At 61.8% G+C, this 15,361-nt stretch carries 12 protein-coding genes; 2 read left to right on the top strand and 10 right to left on the bottom strand.

All coding sequences use genetic code 11. The features are described 5' to 3' along the window. Positions 1-2: 2 nt before the first annotated feature. From ACN5AZ_RS05135 to ACN5AZ_RS05105, 7 genes are all read right to left on the bottom strand, one after another. Positions 3-1,541 (bottom strand): Ppx/GppA family phosphatase, encoded by a 1,539-nt coding sequence (locus ACN5AZ_RS05135; protein ID WP_419427787.1) that lies wholly within the window; start codon positions 1,539-1,541, stop codon positions 3-5. A gap of 217 nt (positions 1,542-1,758) precedes the next feature. Beyond that, positions 1,759-3,000 (bottom strand): flagellin, encoded by a 1,242-nt coding sequence (locus ACN5AZ_RS05130; protein WP_419427786.1) that lies wholly within the window; start codon positions 2,998-3,000, stop codon positions 1,759-1,761. A gap of 228 nt (positions 3,001-3,228) precedes the next feature. Next, complete coding sequence (locus ACN5AZ_RS05125) at positions 3,229-4,467, bottom strand: flagellin (RefSeq protein WP_419427785.1); 1,239 nt, start codon at positions 4,465-4,467, stop codon at positions 3,229-3,231. Positions 4,468-4,768: 301 nt separating this feature from the next. Continuing rightward, complete coding sequence (locus ACN5AZ_RS05120; RefSeq protein ID WP_419427784.1) at positions 4,769-6,943, bottom strand: RNA degradosome polyphosphate kinase; 2,175 nt, start codon at positions 6,941-6,943, stop codon at positions 4,769-4,771. 119 nt (positions 6,944-7,062) lie between these two features. Further along, the gene (locus tag ACN5AZ_RS05115) at positions 7,063-7,743 is read right to left on the bottom strand and encodes an HdaA/DnaA family protein (RefSeq protein ID WP_419427783.1); all 681 of its coding nucleotides are present in this window, start codon (positions 7,741-7,743) and stop codon (positions 7,063-7,065) included. Next, positions 7,740-8,816 carry an AI-2E family transporter gene (locus tag ACN5AZ_RS05110; RefSeq protein WP_419427782.1) on the bottom strand — a complete coding sequence of 359 codons (1,077 nt, stop codon included), beginning with the start codon at positions 8,814-8,816 and terminating at the stop codon, positions 7,740-7,742. The genes ACN5AZ_RS05115 and ACN5AZ_RS05110 overlap by 4 nt, the downstream gene beginning before the upstream one ends. A gap of 92 nt (positions 8,817-8,908) precedes the next feature. Beyond that, the gene (locus ACN5AZ_RS05105) at positions 8,909-9,790 is read right to left on the bottom strand and encodes a GIY-YIG nuclease family protein (RefSeq protein WP_419427781.1); all 882 of its coding nucleotides are present in this window, start codon (positions 9,788-9,790) and stop codon (positions 8,909-8,911) included. A gap of 151 nt (positions 9,791-9,941) precedes the next feature. Here ACN5AZ_RS05105 and proS point away from each other — a divergent pair, with 151 nt between their 5' ends. Next, positions 9,942-11,288 (top strand): proline--tRNA ligase, encoded by a 1,347-nt coding sequence (gene proS, locus ACN5AZ_RS05100; RefSeq protein ID WP_419427780.1) that lies wholly within the window; start codon positions 9,942-9,944, stop codon positions 11,286-11,288. 120 nt (positions 11,289-11,408) lie between these two features. Then, positions 11,409-11,924, top strand: a complete 516-nt coding sequence (locus ACN5AZ_RS05095) for a DUF2937 family protein (protein ID WP_419427779.1) — start codon at positions 11,409-11,411, stop codon at positions 11,922-11,924. A 24-nt stretch (positions 11,925-11,948) separates the two neighbouring features. On the opposite strand, the gene glmM is transcribed toward ACN5AZ_RS05095, so the two are convergent. The 3 genes from glmM to ACN5AZ_RS05080 are packed head-to-tail and all read right to left on the bottom strand — an operon-like array spanning position 11,949 to position 15,302. Further along, a complete protein-coding gene (gene glmM / locus ACN5AZ_RS05090) occupies positions 11,949-13,304 on the bottom strand; it encodes a phosphoglucosamine mutase (RefSeq protein WP_419427778.1) in 1,356 nt (451 codons plus the stop codon). Next, complete coding sequence (folP, locus tag ACN5AZ_RS05085; protein ID WP_419427777.1) at positions 13,301-14,314, bottom strand: dihydropteroate synthase; 1,014 nt, start codon at positions 14,312-14,314, stop codon at positions 13,301-13,303. The genes glmM and folP overlap by 4 nt, the downstream gene beginning before the upstream one ends. A gap of 31 nt (positions 14,315-14,345) precedes the next feature. Continuing rightward, complete coding sequence (locus ACN5AZ_RS05080; RefSeq protein WP_419427776.1) at positions 14,346-15,302, bottom strand: dihydroneopterin aldolase; 957 nt, start codon at positions 15,300-15,302, stop codon at positions 14,346-14,348. Positions 15,303-15,361: the final 59 nt, after the last annotated feature.

The following is a 15,361-nucleotide window of genomic DNA, read 5'->3' as shown; positions in this document are numbered from 1 at the left end:
CTTCAGGCCGCTTCGACACCGTAGTCTTCTGCACCCAAGGCCTGCGCCAAGGATTTGAAGCGGGCGCGACCGACCTCGCCATAAAGCGCCATCATGTCGCTGTCCAAGGCCAGTGACAAACGCTTGCCATCCCAAGACAGCCGCGCATGTCCGGCGGTCGCCTCCAAAGTCCACAGCATCGCGCCGAACCGCATGGCCTTGCCCAGAACCTCCGCCTCGTCCTGATGGGCCTTGTCGAGCAGGTCGTACATGTCGGCAAACCGGGTGCCTTCGCGCTTGTTCTTGTAGCGGTGCAATAAGGACAGCCCGAGGTAGACCCGCTCCCAATGTTTCAAGCCGCCAAGGTTCGCCCGCGTCGCGTTGTCGAAACAGGTCTCGGCCCGGTAATCGGGATGCGCGCGCCAGCTGACGTCATGGAGCAGGCATGCCGCGTGGATCAGGCGTTTGCGCGCGGGGGAAATCTCGCCAAACAGGGGCAGGACGAATTCGTAAAGCTGCCGACCAAAGCCGGGCAGGCGGGCGTCGCGCGCTTCGGCCACGCGGCAGGCCTCGATCAGCGGATCGCGGTCGCGGAGCTGCTGCGGCATTTGTTCATACAACAGCCCTTCGCGGATCCCGTAGCTGGAAATCGCGATGTCCGAGGGTTCAAAACAATCGATCACCCCCTGCAGGACATCGGCCGCATAGGGCACCAGCGACATTCGGGTCGACGACACGCCCGCCGCCTTGCGCAGTTTGTCGTGGTCGTTGTCTTGCAGGAAGGTGATGGTATCGCGGACGTTTTCGGCACTCATGCGATATTCGTGCAAGACATGCAGGGGGTAGTCCCGGCGCAGCATGTCAATGCGGGCAATGGCGCGCCAGCTGCCGCCGACCAGAAACAGGCGGTCGCGCTGGGTGCCCATGTAATTCGCCAGCGCAGAGAGCTCGTTTTTGATATGGTCTGCGCGCCCTTTGGCCCCGCCGTCGATATCCATCAATTTGTACGGGCCAAGCGCCGATGTCATGCGCCGCCCCACGCGGCCATCGCCAATTTCGGCCAGTTCCATAGAGGAGCCGCCGATATCGCACACCAGCCCGTAGGACCCGGGCCAGCCCAAAAGCACACCTTGCGCGGAAAGCCGGGCCTCTTCTGCGCCGTCAACCACGTGGATGGTCAGCCCTGTCTCGGCCTCCACCTCGGCCCGGAATTCGGCGCCGTCGGTGGCGTCGCGCATGGCTGCCGTGGCCACCACCGACATGTCCGACAATTCCATTCCGTCAGCCAGAAGTTTGAACCGCCGCATTGCCGCCATGGCACGTTCGCGCCCTTCGGGGTTCAGATGCCCGGTTTGGTTCATGCCTTCGCCCAGGCCACACATGATCTTTTCGTTAAAGAAATAGGCAGGGCTGCGGGCCGCGCCATCGAACACCACCATCCGAACAGAGTTCGACCCCATATCCACAACACCTACACGGCTGAGTGCGCGCGCCTGGGGATCGTTGAACAAGGGGCGGCCAAAGGGGTCCCAGTGGCCGTGGCTGTCGTCGTGACTGTTCATTTGGCGTCTCCCATTACCTGACCATTATGTGCGGTGGGCAGGGGCGTCAAGAAACGAGATTTATCACATGGGGTTATACGCTTGACCCGATTTGGGTCTTTTGACGCGCCGTGTTTTTGCGATTGCACCCGATAGCGGGTGGTGAAACGCAACATGGCCCGCCGGAGGCGGGCCATGCATTGCGTCTCCAAAGCGCCCATCAGGACGCGCGCTACTCTTAGCGGAAGAGCGACAGCAGGGACTGCGGCGCGCTGTTCGCGATGGACAGAGCCTGCACCGACAGCTGCTGCTGCACCTGCAGTGCCTGCAGACGGGCAGAGGTTTCTTCCATATCAGCGTCGATCAAGGTGCCGATGCCGGAGCTGAGCGCGTCGGTCAGACCGGTGATAAAGTCGGTCTGGGTTTCGATACGCATCTGCGACGAACCGAAAGATGCTGCCGAGTCGATGGCAATGTCGATCAGGCCGTCAATCACAGCCAGAGCCGCATCAGCACCATCCTGAGTGGTCACATCGATGTTCGACAGCTCCTCCAGTCGGCCACCAATGGTGCCATCCGCTTGGGTGCCATCCAAAGCGGCCTGCTGGAAGTCGCTCGCCACAACCGAAATGTTGGCATCGGTGTCGTTTGTCATCTCGATGGTGCCCGCGGTGGCCCCTTGCGAGAAGGTGATGTTCAGGCCGTCCTCGGTGGCCTGTTTGTTGAGCTTGATGACCAGACCAGCGGTAACATCGCCCAGTTCGTCACCTTCCCGTGCGACATAGGCCACATCAGCGGTCAAGCCGATCGCGCCACCGGTGGTGAACTGGTAGGTGTTGCCTGCGGACAGGCCACCGGCAGTGTCTTCTTGGAAGGTGGCAACGGTCGCTTTGTCGCCCACGTTGACGGTTGCGGCGGTGCCTGCATCGACAGAAACCGTGCCCGCGACAGCGGCGGACTGGCCAAGGTCTTCTTTGGACACATTGATGTCGGTAGAGGTGACAGTGCCGCTGGAGTCGCGGTCGATCGAGGCAAGAACGTTGATGCTGCCAGAGTCAGCGGCGTCGCTGGTGTGGCTCAGCATATACTGGCCGTTGAACTGGGATGCGTTGACAACCGCAGCCACCTGATCGCGCAGCGCTTCGATGTCTGTCTGGATTTTCGCGCGGTCGACGTTCTCTTCCTGAGCGGCGACGACTTTCTCTTTGACCTCGGTCAGCAGCTCGGTGACGGTTTCCGCACCTTTGCGCGCCACGTCGATCGTTGCCAGACCCAGCGAGAGGCTCTCGGAGATCTTTTTGAAACCGGCGACGTCGGATTCCATGTTCTTCGAGATGGCCCAGACAGCGGCATTGTCCTTGGCGTTGGACACACGCTTGCCTGTCGAAATCATGTTCTGCGTATCGTTGAGGTTGGAGTTCACCGACTTCAGGGTTTGCAGAGCAGTCATTGCGCCGGGGTTGGTAAGAATGCTGGACATTTTGTTCGCTTCCATTTGTTTGGCGTTTTACGCCGGGGGTTTTGCCGCATGTACGGCTTCGAAAGCGCCTTCTGACACGTGCAGATCCACGGGTGTGGCCTGCGAACCGCCCGTCTTTTGGGGCGGATATCTCTTCGTCCCTTAGGGGCGAAGAAAGCTCCCCGAGGTCTGCGCCGGTTGCGGAGTTTTTCACGCATCCGGCGCGCGCCCTCGGGGCGCTTTATCTCGTTAGCGGAAGAGGCTCAGCAGGGTCTGCGGCGCGCTGTTGGCGATAGACATCGCCTGAATGCCCAGCTGTTGCTGGACTTGCAGTGCCTGCAGTCGTGCAGAGGTTTCTTCCATATCAGCATCGACCAATGTGCCAATGCCGGAGGTCAGTGCGTCGGTCAGGCCGGACACAAAGTCGGACTGGGTTTCCAGACGCATTTCAGAGGAACCGAAGGCCGCGGCAGAGTCGATGGCCACGTCGATCAGACCGTCAATCACTGCCAGAGCGGCGTCAGCGCCATCCTGGGTGGAGACGTCGATATCGGCCAGAACCTCGAGGCGGCCACCGATGGTGCCGTCATTCTCGGACCCGTCCAGCGCGGATTGCTGGAATTCACCACCGGCCACAGCGATGTCTGCTGCGGTGTTGTTGGTCATGGCGATGGTGCCGGTTGTGTCACCTTGTTTGAAGGTCACGTCGATTCCGTCTTCGATGGCCTGTGCGTTCAGCTTCATGACCAGACCGGAGGTGACATCATCCAACGTGTCGCCTTCGCGCGCAACATAGGCCACGTCTGCCGACAGACCAAGGTTGCCGCCGGAGGTGAACTGGTAGGTGTTCCCGGTTGCCAGACCGCCTGCGGTGTCTTCGACGAAGGTGGCGATGTCATTGGTTTCGCCCGCCACAACCGTGTTGCCAAGGCTTGCATCGACGCTGACGGATCCTGCCGCTGCTGCGGTGGTGGTCAGGTCTTCCTTGGAGACGCGGATATCGGTCGAGGTCACGCCGTCAAACGAACGGTCGATGGAGGCAAGAACGTTGATACCGCCGCTGTTTTCTTCGGTGCCGGTGTTCTGCAGCATATACTGGCCGTTGAACTGCGATGCGTTCACAACGGCGCCAATCTGGTCGCGCAGGGCGGCAATATCTGTCTGGATCTTCTCGCGGTCGACGTTCTCTTCCTGAGCGGAGACGATCTTTTCTTTCACTTCGGTCAGCAGGTCGGCAACGGTTTCCGCACCCTGACGGGCCACGGACACGGTGGCCTGGCCGAGCGACAGGGATTCAGAGACCTTCTTGAAGCCTGCAACATCGGATTCCATGGATTTGGAGATCGCCCAGACCGCTGCGTTGTCCTTGGAGGAGTTCACGCGCTTGCCGGTGGAGATCTGTTCCTGAACGTTGCCCATCGCGCGGTTGATGTTCTTCAGGGTCTGGAGGGCAGCTGTGGCCCCGTTGTTGGTAAGAATACTCGACATGAGTTTCGCCTTTCGGTTCTTGGCGCCTTTGCGCCCGGGGGGCCGGATTGTCATCCGGCGTTTCAGAACCGTCTTTCTGACGTTGCGGACCGTGTTGGGCTTCAACCCGTCCGCGCCACTGGTGTGTGCAGGAGGGAAATTGCACCCCAGCCATTAATCTCCATTTAACGATTTGCGGCCCCTCAGAGGTCATTTCACGGCACCATTGGGGCAGGGGGCCACACCCGTGCCGCAGATGTAAAAGGGGCGGTAACCCTGTTGGGATACCGCCTTGATCTAACGTAATAATCTCGGAGAGAGATTAGTCGTCCGTATGGGTCAGCTTGGGCACGTCCTTGGCCCCGGCAGAGCCGCGCCCCGACAGCGACGGGTTTTCCATAAAGAAACGGTGGCAGTTAAACGCGAACTGGCCCGCGGGCACCTGATGGCGCACAAACTGCCCCGAGGGTTCCATGACCCAGCTTTGCGCCGTATCTGCCAGATTGGCCGCCATGATCTGCGACACGATCTGAGCCTTCACCGTAGCGTTCATGATCTCCACGCCGGTTTCGACGCGACGGTTCAGGTTGCGCCCCATCCAGTCGGCCGAGGAAATAAAGACCCGCGATTTCGCATGTGGCAGGCCATGTCCGTTGCCGAAACATGCGATGCGGGAATGTTCCAGAAACCGGCCCACGATGCTTTTGACGCGGATGTTCTCCGACAGACCTTTGATGCCGGGGCGCAAGCCGCAGATGCCGCGGATCACACAGTCCACCTGCACGCCGCCCTGGCTGGCCCGATACAGCGCGTCAATCATGTCCGGTTCGATCAGCGAGTTCATCTTGATCCAGATCTGCGCCGGTTTGCCTGACTTGGCGTGTTCGATCTCTTTCTCGATCATCTCGATCATGCCGGATTTCAGCGAATGCGGCGCGATATAGAGATTTTCCAGACCTTCCGGCATGGCGTAGCCCGACAGGTAGTTGAACAGCTTCGCCGCATCCCGCCCCAGTGCGGCATCACAGGTAAAGAACGACAGATCGGTATAGATCTTGGCCGTAATCGGGTGGTAGTTCCCGGTGCCCCAATGGGTGTAGGTGACCAGCTTGTTGCCCTCGCGGCGCACCACCTGGCTGATCTTGGCGTGGGTTTTCCAATCCAGAAAGCCATAGACCACATGGGCCCCCGACCGTTCCAGCCTGCGCGACTGGCGGATGTTGGCGGCCTCGTCGAAACGCGCCTTCAGCTCGACCAGAGCGGTGACGGATTTGCCGTCCTCTGCCGCCTCGCACAGCGCCTCGACAATCGGAGAGTTCCGCGACGTACGATAGAGCGTCTGTTTGATCGCCACCACGTTGGGGTCCTGCGCCGCCTGCGCCAGAAACCGCACCACCATATCGAATGTCTCGTAGGGGTGGTGCAGCAGCATGTCCTTTTGCTTGATCGCGTCGAACATGTTGCCGTCGTGATCCTGCACCCGTTCCGGCACGCGCGGGGTAAAGGTGGGCCACAGCAGATCGGGGCGCGCGTCGAGCACCAGCTCCTTGGTCGCAGCCACGCCCACCATACCGTCGAGTTCGATCACCTCGTCGGGGGTGACGTGCAGTTCACGCATGACGATCTCGCGCAGCCCTTTGGGCGCGCCGGTGCTGACGGTCAGACGCACCACCTCGCCACGGCGGCGGCGTTTTAGCGCGACCTCGAATTCGCGGACCAGATCTTCGGCCTCTTCCTCGACCTCGAGATCGCTGTCGCGCAGCACGCGAAAGCCGAAGTGGTCCTTTTCCTTGTACCCGGGGAAGAGCGAATCGATATGCAGCAAGACCACATCTTCGAGCAGGATGAACCGGTGGGTGCCCGCCTCGGACGGCAGCGTCATAAAGCGGTCGATCTGTGCGGGGATCGGCAGCAACGCCTGTAGGGGGCGTTTGTCGCGGTTGCGCTCCAGTTGCAGCGCCAGACAGTAGCCCATATTGGCGATGAACGGGAAAGGGTGCGCCGGATCAATCGCCAGCGGCGACAGCACGGGAAAGACCTGATTGAGGTAGGCCTCGTTAAGATGGCTGCGGTCGGCCTCGGTCAGCTCTTTGCGGGTGACGACGTGGATGCCCTCGGCGGCAAGCTGGTCCTTTAGGACGCCCAAGACGCGCTGCTGTTCGGCCATCAGGCGGCGGGCATCCTCGTCGATCAGCACCAATTGCTCTGCCGGGGTCAGCCCATCGGCGGCGGGGGTGTGGTTGCCCGCATGGGCCAGCTCGCGCAGGCCTGCCACGCGCACGGTGTAGAATTCATCCAGATTGGCCGCCGAGATCGACAAAAACCGCACCCGCTCCAGCAACGGTACGCGGGGGTTTTCCGCCTCTTCCAGAACGCGCCAGTTGAACCCCAGCCAGCTCAGCTCGCGGTTGTAGAAGCGCCCCGGTCCGGACAGGTTGAGATCCGGGAATTCCTGAGCGGGTGGCAGCGGGCTTTTGAGAAAATCAGCTTGGGTCATAGGGGGCTTATGCCTTTGAGAATGCGACGGCTTAATGACAGTTTCCGTCGTAGGGGCGGAGGCTGCCTCGTATTGGTAACGATTTGCACGGCAGGCTCAAGCGGGGGCCGCCCGGAGCGCTAGGGCGCAAGGGTCGACAGCACGCTCGCTGCCATGTTGCGCGTCACTTTGCGTTGGTGGGCCAGTGATGCCGCATCCAGCGCGGTTACCACACGGCGCGCCGTGGCATAGTTGCGCGGCATATGTCGGGCGAGATAGGCCAGAACATCCGGCGCGGGCAGGATTTGCCGGTCCGAGAACAGCTTGACCAGAAGCGCGGTCAGCAGCGCGTCATCGGGTTCGGACAGGCGGGCCACCTGCGCCCCCATAACACGGCTTTTGAGATCGGCCACCTCAAGCGGCCAATGCGCAGGCTCCCGCTGCGAGGTCAACAGCAACGCGTGGCCTTGTGCCAAGGCCAGATTGTGTAAATGGAACAGCGCCTCTTCGGCGGGGCGGTTGCCTGCTATGGCTTCGATGTCCTCCACACAGACCGCGCCATTGGCGAGCTCAGGGATCTGCGCGCCCGGCAGGTGTTCCGCCGAGATCAACCGCGCCCGCGCCAGTCGCGCCCAGACATGCGCCAGATGCGTCTTGCCGGACCCCGGTGGCCCACACAGCACCATCTTGCGCGCCGGCCAGTTTTCCCAGCCTTCGACCAGCGCCACCGCAATTGCGTTGGCCTCACTGACAAAGAATTCCTCGCGCCCCAGCGCCTCGCGGGCGGGCAGGGGCAGCGGCAACTGCTGCGGTGTGCTCATTGATCGCCCGGCGCCCTTTGACCGGCATAGCCCAGGTACAGTTTCGAGCTTTTGTACTGCTGCCCGAGGAAGCGCACGATGACGCCTAAGGCCGCGGCAACAGGCACCGCCACCAGCAGCCCGATAAAGCCGAACAAGGCGCCAAAGACCGACAGGCTCAGCAGCAGCCAGACCGGATGCAGCCCCACGGAATCGCCCACCAGACGGGGTGTGATGATGTTGCCCTCGATGAACTGGCCGGATTGGAAGATGGCCCAGACCGCAACGATCCACCACCACTCGCCCCAGAACTGGAACAGCGCCAGACCGATGGCCAGACCGCCGCCCACAATCGCACCGACGTAAGGAATAAAGGTCAGCAGCCCCGCGATCACCCCGACCACCAGACCGAATTGCAGGCCAACCGCCCAAAGCAGCACCGCATAATAGGTGCCCAGAATGACCATCACTGACCCCATGCCACGGATAAAGCCCGCCAGCGTCTTGTCGATCTCGCGGGCGAGATGGCGGATGGTGCCCTTGTGATCCAGCGGCACCAGATCGTCGACCTTGGCCGTCATCTTGTCCCAGTCGAGCAGCATGTAGACGGTCACAACCGGAACGATCAAAAACAGCATCAGCACGTTGAGCAGCGACCCGACAGAGGTCAGCGCCGTCTCCACCACAGTGCCGCCCTTTTGTTTGATCGTATCCCCGATGGAGGCGAGCGCCGAATGCAGGGCGCCGCCCTCGCTCATCAAGGTGGGGAAGCGTTCGGTCAGAAAGCTGCGCAGATCGTTGAACAGGTCGGGCGCGATGGCAAAGAGCTGTGTGAGCTGGTCGATCATCAGCTTGCCCGCAGGCAGCAGGATCACGATAAAGATCACGATGCAGGACACGGTGATCACGGCCGTCGCGGCAGCACGGCTCAGCCCCCAGGCCTCCAGCTTGTCGGCCACGGGGTCAAAGGCATAGGCAATCGCGCTGCCCAACACGAACGGCAGCAGAACATCGCCCAGAAACCACAGCACGACGGACAGGACCACAAAGGCGATCCCCCAGTATTTCAGTTGTTCTCTGACCGGCAAAGCCATGGCGCGCGCTCCTGATGTTGCCCCTGTTTCGCCCGTGCCGCATTCCGATGCAAGAGGGCGTCAAGCTTCGCGCATAGCATTCGTTAGATGCTCTAGCTGACAGTTGTTTTCGCCTTGGCGATCTCTAGCGCAACGTCCATGGCGTCTAGGTTGATGAAAATTTCATTGTTGTTTCGCTCAGTGCGATGGGAGGCAAAAAATTGCCCGAGATAACGTTCCATCGCGATGGCTTCTTCGACATCGCCGATTGGTTGTGAGACGGTCAAAATCCACTGCTTTTCGGAACTGAGTCGGTATTTGTTGAGGTCTGCAACTCGCTTGGCCGGGTCTGCAGAATGACCGATTTTGAGGTTTTTTCCACCTTTGCCGAGAGTTGCTACATAGATGCTGTTCAATTGTGCTTTCGGTGGGAGAACAGTGTAGCCCTGTTTTACAAAGGGATGTTTCTGCGCCAGTTGCTTGATCCGTCCATCCAGAACCTTTTGCTTGGGAAGCTGGACTGGAAGTTCACGCGCTGAAGTTAGAAGAAGATCCATGAAGCTCTCCGCAAGAACACCCTCGACCTCCTGTACTGTCGATATGGCTTCTTGCGTGTGGGTTTGCGTACTGTACCCGGCTAGCTCCTTAAAGACCGGCATAGGTTGAATGAGCCAGTACCTAATTGGCTGAAGAGCATAGGGAAATTTATAGTTCCCATCGCTGTCTGCATCCCAAGAGTTCTCTGCTTTTAGTCCATATTCTGCACTATCTGCGGCCGTTTTGCTGACTTGCCACGCGTTGATAACGCGGCCCTTCAAGTCTTCAGGAATGACGACGGTTGGATCAGCTGGTTTTCTGCTCGCCACCGCGAAGACGAAATCCCCTTCGTCAACTTTCCGCATGGCTTTGGTTCTGTTGGCTTTGTCGGTGAAAATTAGGGGGCCACCAGTTCCAGCTGATCTACCCCAAACATAAGTATAAAACACACGAGCCATGATAAAATCCAATTCCGAACAAGTCACCTCAACTTTGGATTGTTTTGCTTCGTTTGGGAACCCCGTTTGATCGAAGCGGCCTGACGCGCCCCACCTTGCCAAACGCGCCCTAATCCCGCAAAACCGCCGGAAACATATACCAGAGGTTCCCATGCGCCTGTCTCGCTACTTCCTGCCCGTTCTCAAGGAGACGCCTGCCGAGGCGCAGATCGTCTCGCACCGCTACATGCTGCGCGCCGGCATGATCAAACAGGCCAGCGCAGGGATCTATTCCTGGCTGCCGCTTGGCTTTAAGGTGCTGCGCAAGATCGAGGACATCATCCACGAGGAACAGGCCAAGGCGGGTCACATCCCGATCCAGATGCCGACCATTCAGGCGGCGGACCTGTGGCGTGAAAGCGGCCGTTATGACGCCTATGGTCAGGAAATGCTGCGCATCACCGACCGCCACGACCGCGACATGCTGTTCACCCCCACCGCCGAAGAGCTGGTGACCGATATTTTCCGCTCCTACGTGCGGTCTTACAAGGATCTGCCGCTGACGCTGTACCAGATCCAGTGGAAGTTCCGCGACGAGATCCGCCCGCGTTTCGGTGTGATGCGGGGCCGCGAATTCTATATGAAGGACGGCTATAACTTTGACCTCACCAAAGAGGACGCGCTGCACGCCTACAACCGGCATCTGGTCAGCTATCTGCGGACTTACGAACGCATGGGGCTGCAGGCGATCCCGATGCGCGCGGACGGTGGCCCCATCGGCGGCGACTACACGCATGAGTTCCTTGTGCTGGCAGAGACCGGCGAATCCGAGGTGTTCTATGACAGCGAGATCACCGATCTGAAATTCGGAGACCGCGAGATCGATTTCGACAATGTGGCGCAGTGTCAGGCGGTGCTGGAGGAATTCACCAGCCGCTACGCGCGCACGGACGAGACCCATGACGAAGCCGTCTGGGCGGATGTCCCGGCAGAGCGTCAGCGCAGCGCACGTGGCATCGAAGTGGGCCAGATCTTCTACTTTGGCACCAAATACTCCGAGGCGATGAATGCCGTGGTGCAGGACCAGACCGGCGCACAGGTGCCGGTGCACATGGGCTCGCACGGGATCGGCGTGTCGCGCCTGCTGGGGGCCATCATCGAGGCCAGCCATGACGACAAGGGCATCATCTGGCCCGAGGGCGTGACCCCCTTCCACTGCGGGATCGTGAACCTCAAGCAAGGCGACGCAGAGGCCGACGCCGCCTGCGAGGCGCTTTATGCCTCGCTCACCGCGCTGGGGCTGGAGCCGCTGTATGACGACCGCAACGAACGCGCGGGCGGCAAGTTCGCGACGATGGATCTGATCGGTCTGCCGTGGCGCATCACCGTGGGTCCGCGTGGGCTGAAAAACGGCGTGGTCGAGCTGACCAGCCGCCGCACCGGCGAAAGCGAGGAGCTGCCGCCCGAACAGGCGGTGCTGAAGATCGCGCAGATCTACGGCAAGGCCGCGCAGGGCTAAGCGCGCCTGTGATTTGGATGAAACCGCCGTGCAGGGGAACCGGCGCGGCGGTTTTTCTTTGTCAGCTGCGATGCGGCATGGCAGTCAGGGACAGGGCGATCACGAACCAAGGGGCAGGGCATGATCACACGGGTCTTGGCACTGGGGGCCGGGTTGACCGGCGCGCTGGGCGCATCGCAATTCCCCGAGTTTTCACAACAGTACATGCAGCGATTGGGCGGCGCGGTGGACGAGCTGTCGCGGCAGATCACCCGCTACGAGGCGGATGCCAGTGCGGCAGGCCTGTCGCTGCCGCTGTATCTGGGGGCCCTGGCCGCCGAGGGGCCGCTGGCCAAGACACAGGCGGCGAATATGGCGGCCGACATCACCCGGTTCGAGGACCTCTCAGAGGATCTGTCTGCCTTGCAGAACGCAGGCCCCTTTATGCGCGCCAAGCTTGCCACACATCTGGGCGATCGCCAGATCTGGTCCCGCGCACGCGAGGCGTTTGAACCGGCGGTGCCCGCGACGTTCGAGGGGGCGACATTCGCCGGAACCGGCTTTGTCGCGGGCTGGGGAATAGTCGGCGTGCTGTCGTGGTTCCTGCGCAATCTGTGGATCACCCTGCGCAGGCCGTTCCGTCGCCGTCGGGCATGAAAAAGGGGCCCGCAGGCCCCTGTTTCACGATGCCGGTGCTGCGGCCTGTTCGACCTCTGCCACGATATCGTCGACAACCTGATTGAGCAGCCCGTCGTCTTCACATTCTGCCATGACACGGATCAGCGGCTCGGTGCCCGATTTGCGGATCAACAACCGCCCTTGGCCGACCAGCTTGGCCTCGGCATCCTTGATCACCGCCTGAACGCGCGCCGCGTCCAGCGGTGCCACGCCAGCGGCAAAGCGTACGTTTTTCAGCAACTGCGGCACGGGCGTAAAGCTGCGGGTCAGCTCGGAGGCTTTGCTGCCGGACTGCACCATTTCACGCAGGAATTGCAGCCCCGCCATCAGCCCGTCGCCGGTGGTGGCGTAATCGGTCATCACGATATGGCCGGATTGCTCGCCGCCGAGGTTAAAGCCACCCTCGCGCATCCGTTCCACGACATAGCGGTCGCCGACCTGAGTGCGTTCCAGCCGCAGCCCCTTGCTGTCCATGAACCGTTCCAGACCGAGGTTCGACATCACGGTGGCCACCAGTGCGCCACCGGCCAGACGCCCCTCATCGGCCCAACGCGCGGCCAGCAGCGCCATGATCTGGTCGCCGTCCACCACGGTGCCTGTCTCGTCGATCAGAATGATGCGATCCGCGTCGCCGTCCAGACAGATCCCCAGATCGGCTCCGTGGGCGCGCACGGTGTCGGCCGCCATCTGCGGTTTGGTCGAGCCGCAATCGGCGTTGATGTTCAGCCCGTTTGGGTCGGTCCCCACAGGGATCACATCTGCGCCCAGCTCCCACAGGACTTCGGGTGCGGTGCGGTAGGCGGCGCCATGGGCGCAATCGACGACGACCTTGATCCCGTCAAGCCGCAGGCCAGAGGGCAGCGTGCCCTTGACCCGTTCCTGATAGCGAAAGCGCCCGTCCTCGATCCGCTTGGCGCGGCCGATGTTCTGTGGCTGCGCGGGCTTTACGCCGGCGGCCACCAAGGCCTCGATCTCGGCTTCGACCGCATCGGACAGTTTGAACCCTTCGGGGCCAAAGAACTTGATCCCGTTGTCCTCGGCGGGGTTGTGGCTGGCAGAGATCATGATGCCCAGATCGGCGCGCATGGATGCGGTCAAAAGACCCACCGCCGGTGTCGGCACGGGGCCAAGCAACAAGACATTCATGCCCGTAGAGGTCAGCCCCGCCGTCAGGGCATTTTCGAACATATAGCCCGACAGGCGGGTGTCCTTGCCGATCACAACGCGATGGACGCCACCGTGTTCGTTGCGAAAGTGACGGCCCACAGCCGCGCCCAGCGACACCGCCATATCGACGGTCATGGGGTGAATGTTTGCGGTGCCACGGACACCGTCGGTGCCAAACAGCTTGCGCGTCATGACAAATCTCCAGTTTCAATTGCGCGGTGCATGACGAGCGCCTGCACCGTGGGGGCGACGTCATGCACGCGCACGATCTGGATGGCCTGCGCGGCCATGGCCTGCGCCACGGCGACAGAGCCATGCACCCGTTCGACAGCGGGCGATGCCCCGGTGATTGTTCCGATAAACCCCTTGCGTGACGCGCCGACCAGCACCGGACACCCCAGCCCGTGAAACAGCGCGGCATGGCGTAACAGCGTCAGGTTGTGATCGATGGTCTTGCCAAAACCGATGCCGGGATCGACCACGATCTGCCCTCGCGACAGGCCAAGATCGACCAGCATCTGCACTTGCGTTTCGAGGAAATCAAACACGTCCAGCAGCACATCGTCATAGGCGATATTGTCCTGCATCGTCTCGGGTGGGCCCAGCGTGTGCATGACACAGACCGGCAGCCCCTCGCGCGCGCAGTAATGCGCCAGCATCGGATCGTAGGTGAAGCCGGACACGTCATTCACCAGCCCCGCACCGGCGGTCACTGCGGCCTCTGCCACGGCGGATTTGCGCGTGTCGATGGAGATGGGCACGGTGATATCGCTGGCGATGGCGCGGATCACCGGCTCGATCCGGGCGATCTCGGCGGCGATGGGGACGGTCTGCGCACCGGGCCGGGTGCTTTCCCCGCCGACGTCCAGAATATCTGCGCCAGCCTCGACCATGTCCTCGGCGCGGCGCAGGGCTGCGGCGGCGGAATGCAGGCTGCCGCCGTCCGAAAAACTGTCCGGCGTCACGTTGAGGATGCCCATCACACGGGTGCGATCCAAAGCCAGACCGGCGAGCGGCGGACGCTGCGCCGTCAACCTGTCCTGCCAGTCTGCGGGAATATCCTGCGCCTCTACGGTTTGCGCAGCACCGCCGCGCTGGAAACAGATGGCCTGTGACAACCACCCCGCACCGCCCGCCAGCGGCAGAGCGGTTTCGGGGCGAGCGGCGTCAAAGCGGACGATGGGCCGATAGTAGCGTTTCATCACGTTTCTGTGGCCCATTCATGGCGGGTTTTCAACCCTGATCCCCTTGTGGGAACAGGGGCTGGCCCGGGGCGACGGCACGTCCGGCGGTATCTTGCAGATCCGGCAGGGTCGCGCCGATGAACAGCAGGTCGCTGGCCTCCATCTCGGCTGCGAACCACGTGGTCAGGGCGGCGCTGTCGCGCACCGCGCCCATGGGGCCATCGGTGGAATCCAGTACGATCTTGGACGGTGCCCAGACGCAGGTCTGCCCGTTGCGCATGCCCCAGTCGAGCTCGGTTCGGGTGGCCACGACCTTGCACCGCGCATCGCGCGACGCCAATCGCCAAGCGTTTTGTTCGATCGCCAGCAGGTCAACGCGCCGTTGCGTCATGCGGTGGCCGGTGTCCAAGGGTGCCTCGGGCGGCAGGCCGCAGCACAAAACCACCGGCGCGCGGCGTGCAAGCAACGCGTCGATCCACTGCCCAAGATCTGGGTGGTCGATGGCATCATTGGACAGGTAGACCACACGCGGGCGCGGCCGTTCCGATGCGGTTTCCTCGGCCAAGGCGTTCAAATGGGCTGCCACATCGGCGCGCGCACGCACGATTTCGACCCCCAGCGCGCCGGGACCACGGTCGAGCTTTTCGATGCGCACAAAGGCGCGCAGCGCTTGGGGTTCCAGCAGGATACGTTCCGCCACGCGTTCGGCCAGTGTTTCGAGCAGGTTCAGGCGCTCGGCGGCCAGTTCAAAGGCAATCGCCTCTGTGACGCGGTCGTAGGACAGGATGCGGTCCACATCATCGTCAAGCGCACCTGTAAAGGGCGCGACCTCGACCACGACATTGAACTGGATGCGTTGCTTTGTGCCCCGCTCGGCCTGAAAGGCGCCGATCTCGACCTCGACGATGTGATCGCGCAGGCTGATACGGTCGCGGGGGGCATCGCCAGCGGTGGCGATGGCGCGTTCAGAGGGGTGCGCAAAGGCGAGGCGGATTTCAGAGGCCATAGTCAGGCTCCTTCGTGGGTCGCGAATTGCGGCCACCATAGGGGAGCATCGCAGCCAGC

The organism is Sagittula sp. SSi028 (assembly GCF_048553715.1).
GTDB lineage: Bacteria > Pseudomonadota > Alphaproteobacteria > Rhodobacterales > Rhodobacteraceae > Sagittula.
This window is presented reverse-complemented; position numbering and strand designations above follow the sequence as displayed.

What these genes read in the sequence shown, in the direction of transcription:
- ACN5AZ_RS05135 (WP_419427787.1), bottom strand. Translation starts at nt 1,541, where the DNA reads ATGAACAGTCACGACGACAGCCACGGCCACTGGGACCCCTTTGGCCGC.
- ACN5AZ_RS05130 (WP_419427786.1), bottom strand. Translation starts at nt 3,000, where the DNA reads ATGTCCAGCATTCTTACCAACCCCGGCGCAATGACTGCTCTGCAAACC.
- ACN5AZ_RS05125 (WP_419427785.1), bottom strand. Translation starts at nt 4,467, where the DNA reads ATGTCGAGTATTCTTACCAACAACGGGGCCACAGCTGCCCTCCAGACC.
- ACN5AZ_RS05120 (WP_419427784.1), bottom strand. Translation starts at nt 6,943, where the DNA reads ATGACCCAAGCTGATTTTCTCAAAAGCCCGCTGCCACCCGCTCAGGAA.
- ACN5AZ_RS05115 (WP_419427783.1), bottom strand. Translation starts at nt 7,743, where the DNA reads ATGAGCACACCGCAGCAGTTGCCGCTGCCCCTGCCCGCCCGCGAGGCG.
- ACN5AZ_RS05110 (WP_419427782.1), bottom strand. Translation starts at nt 8,816, where the DNA reads ATGGCTTTGCCGGTCAGAGAACAACTGAAATACTGGGGGATCGCCTTT.
- ACN5AZ_RS05105 (WP_419427781.1), bottom strand. Translation starts at nt 9,790, where the DNA reads ATGGCTCGTGTGTTTTATACTTATGTTTGGGGTAGATCAGCTGGAACT.
- proS (WP_419427780.1), top strand. Translation starts at nt 9,942, where the DNA reads ATGCGCCTGTCTCGCTACTTCCTGCCCGTTCTCAAGGAGACGCCTGCC.
- ACN5AZ_RS05095 (WP_419427779.1), top strand. Translation starts at nt 11,409, where the DNA reads ATGATCACACGGGTCTTGGCACTGGGGGCCGGGTTGACCGGCGCGCTG.
- glmM (WP_419427778.1), bottom strand. Translation starts at nt 13,304, where the DNA reads ATGACGCGCAAGCTGTTTGGCACCGACGGTGTCCGTGGCACCGCAAAC.
- folP (WP_419427777.1), bottom strand. Translation starts at nt 14,314, where the DNA reads ATGAAACGCTACTATCGGCCCATCGTCCGCTTTGACGCCGCTCGCCCC.
- ACN5AZ_RS05080 (WP_419427776.1), bottom strand. Translation starts at nt 15,302, where the DNA reads ATGGCCTCTGAAATCCGCCTCGCCTTTGCGCACCCCTCTGAACGCGCC.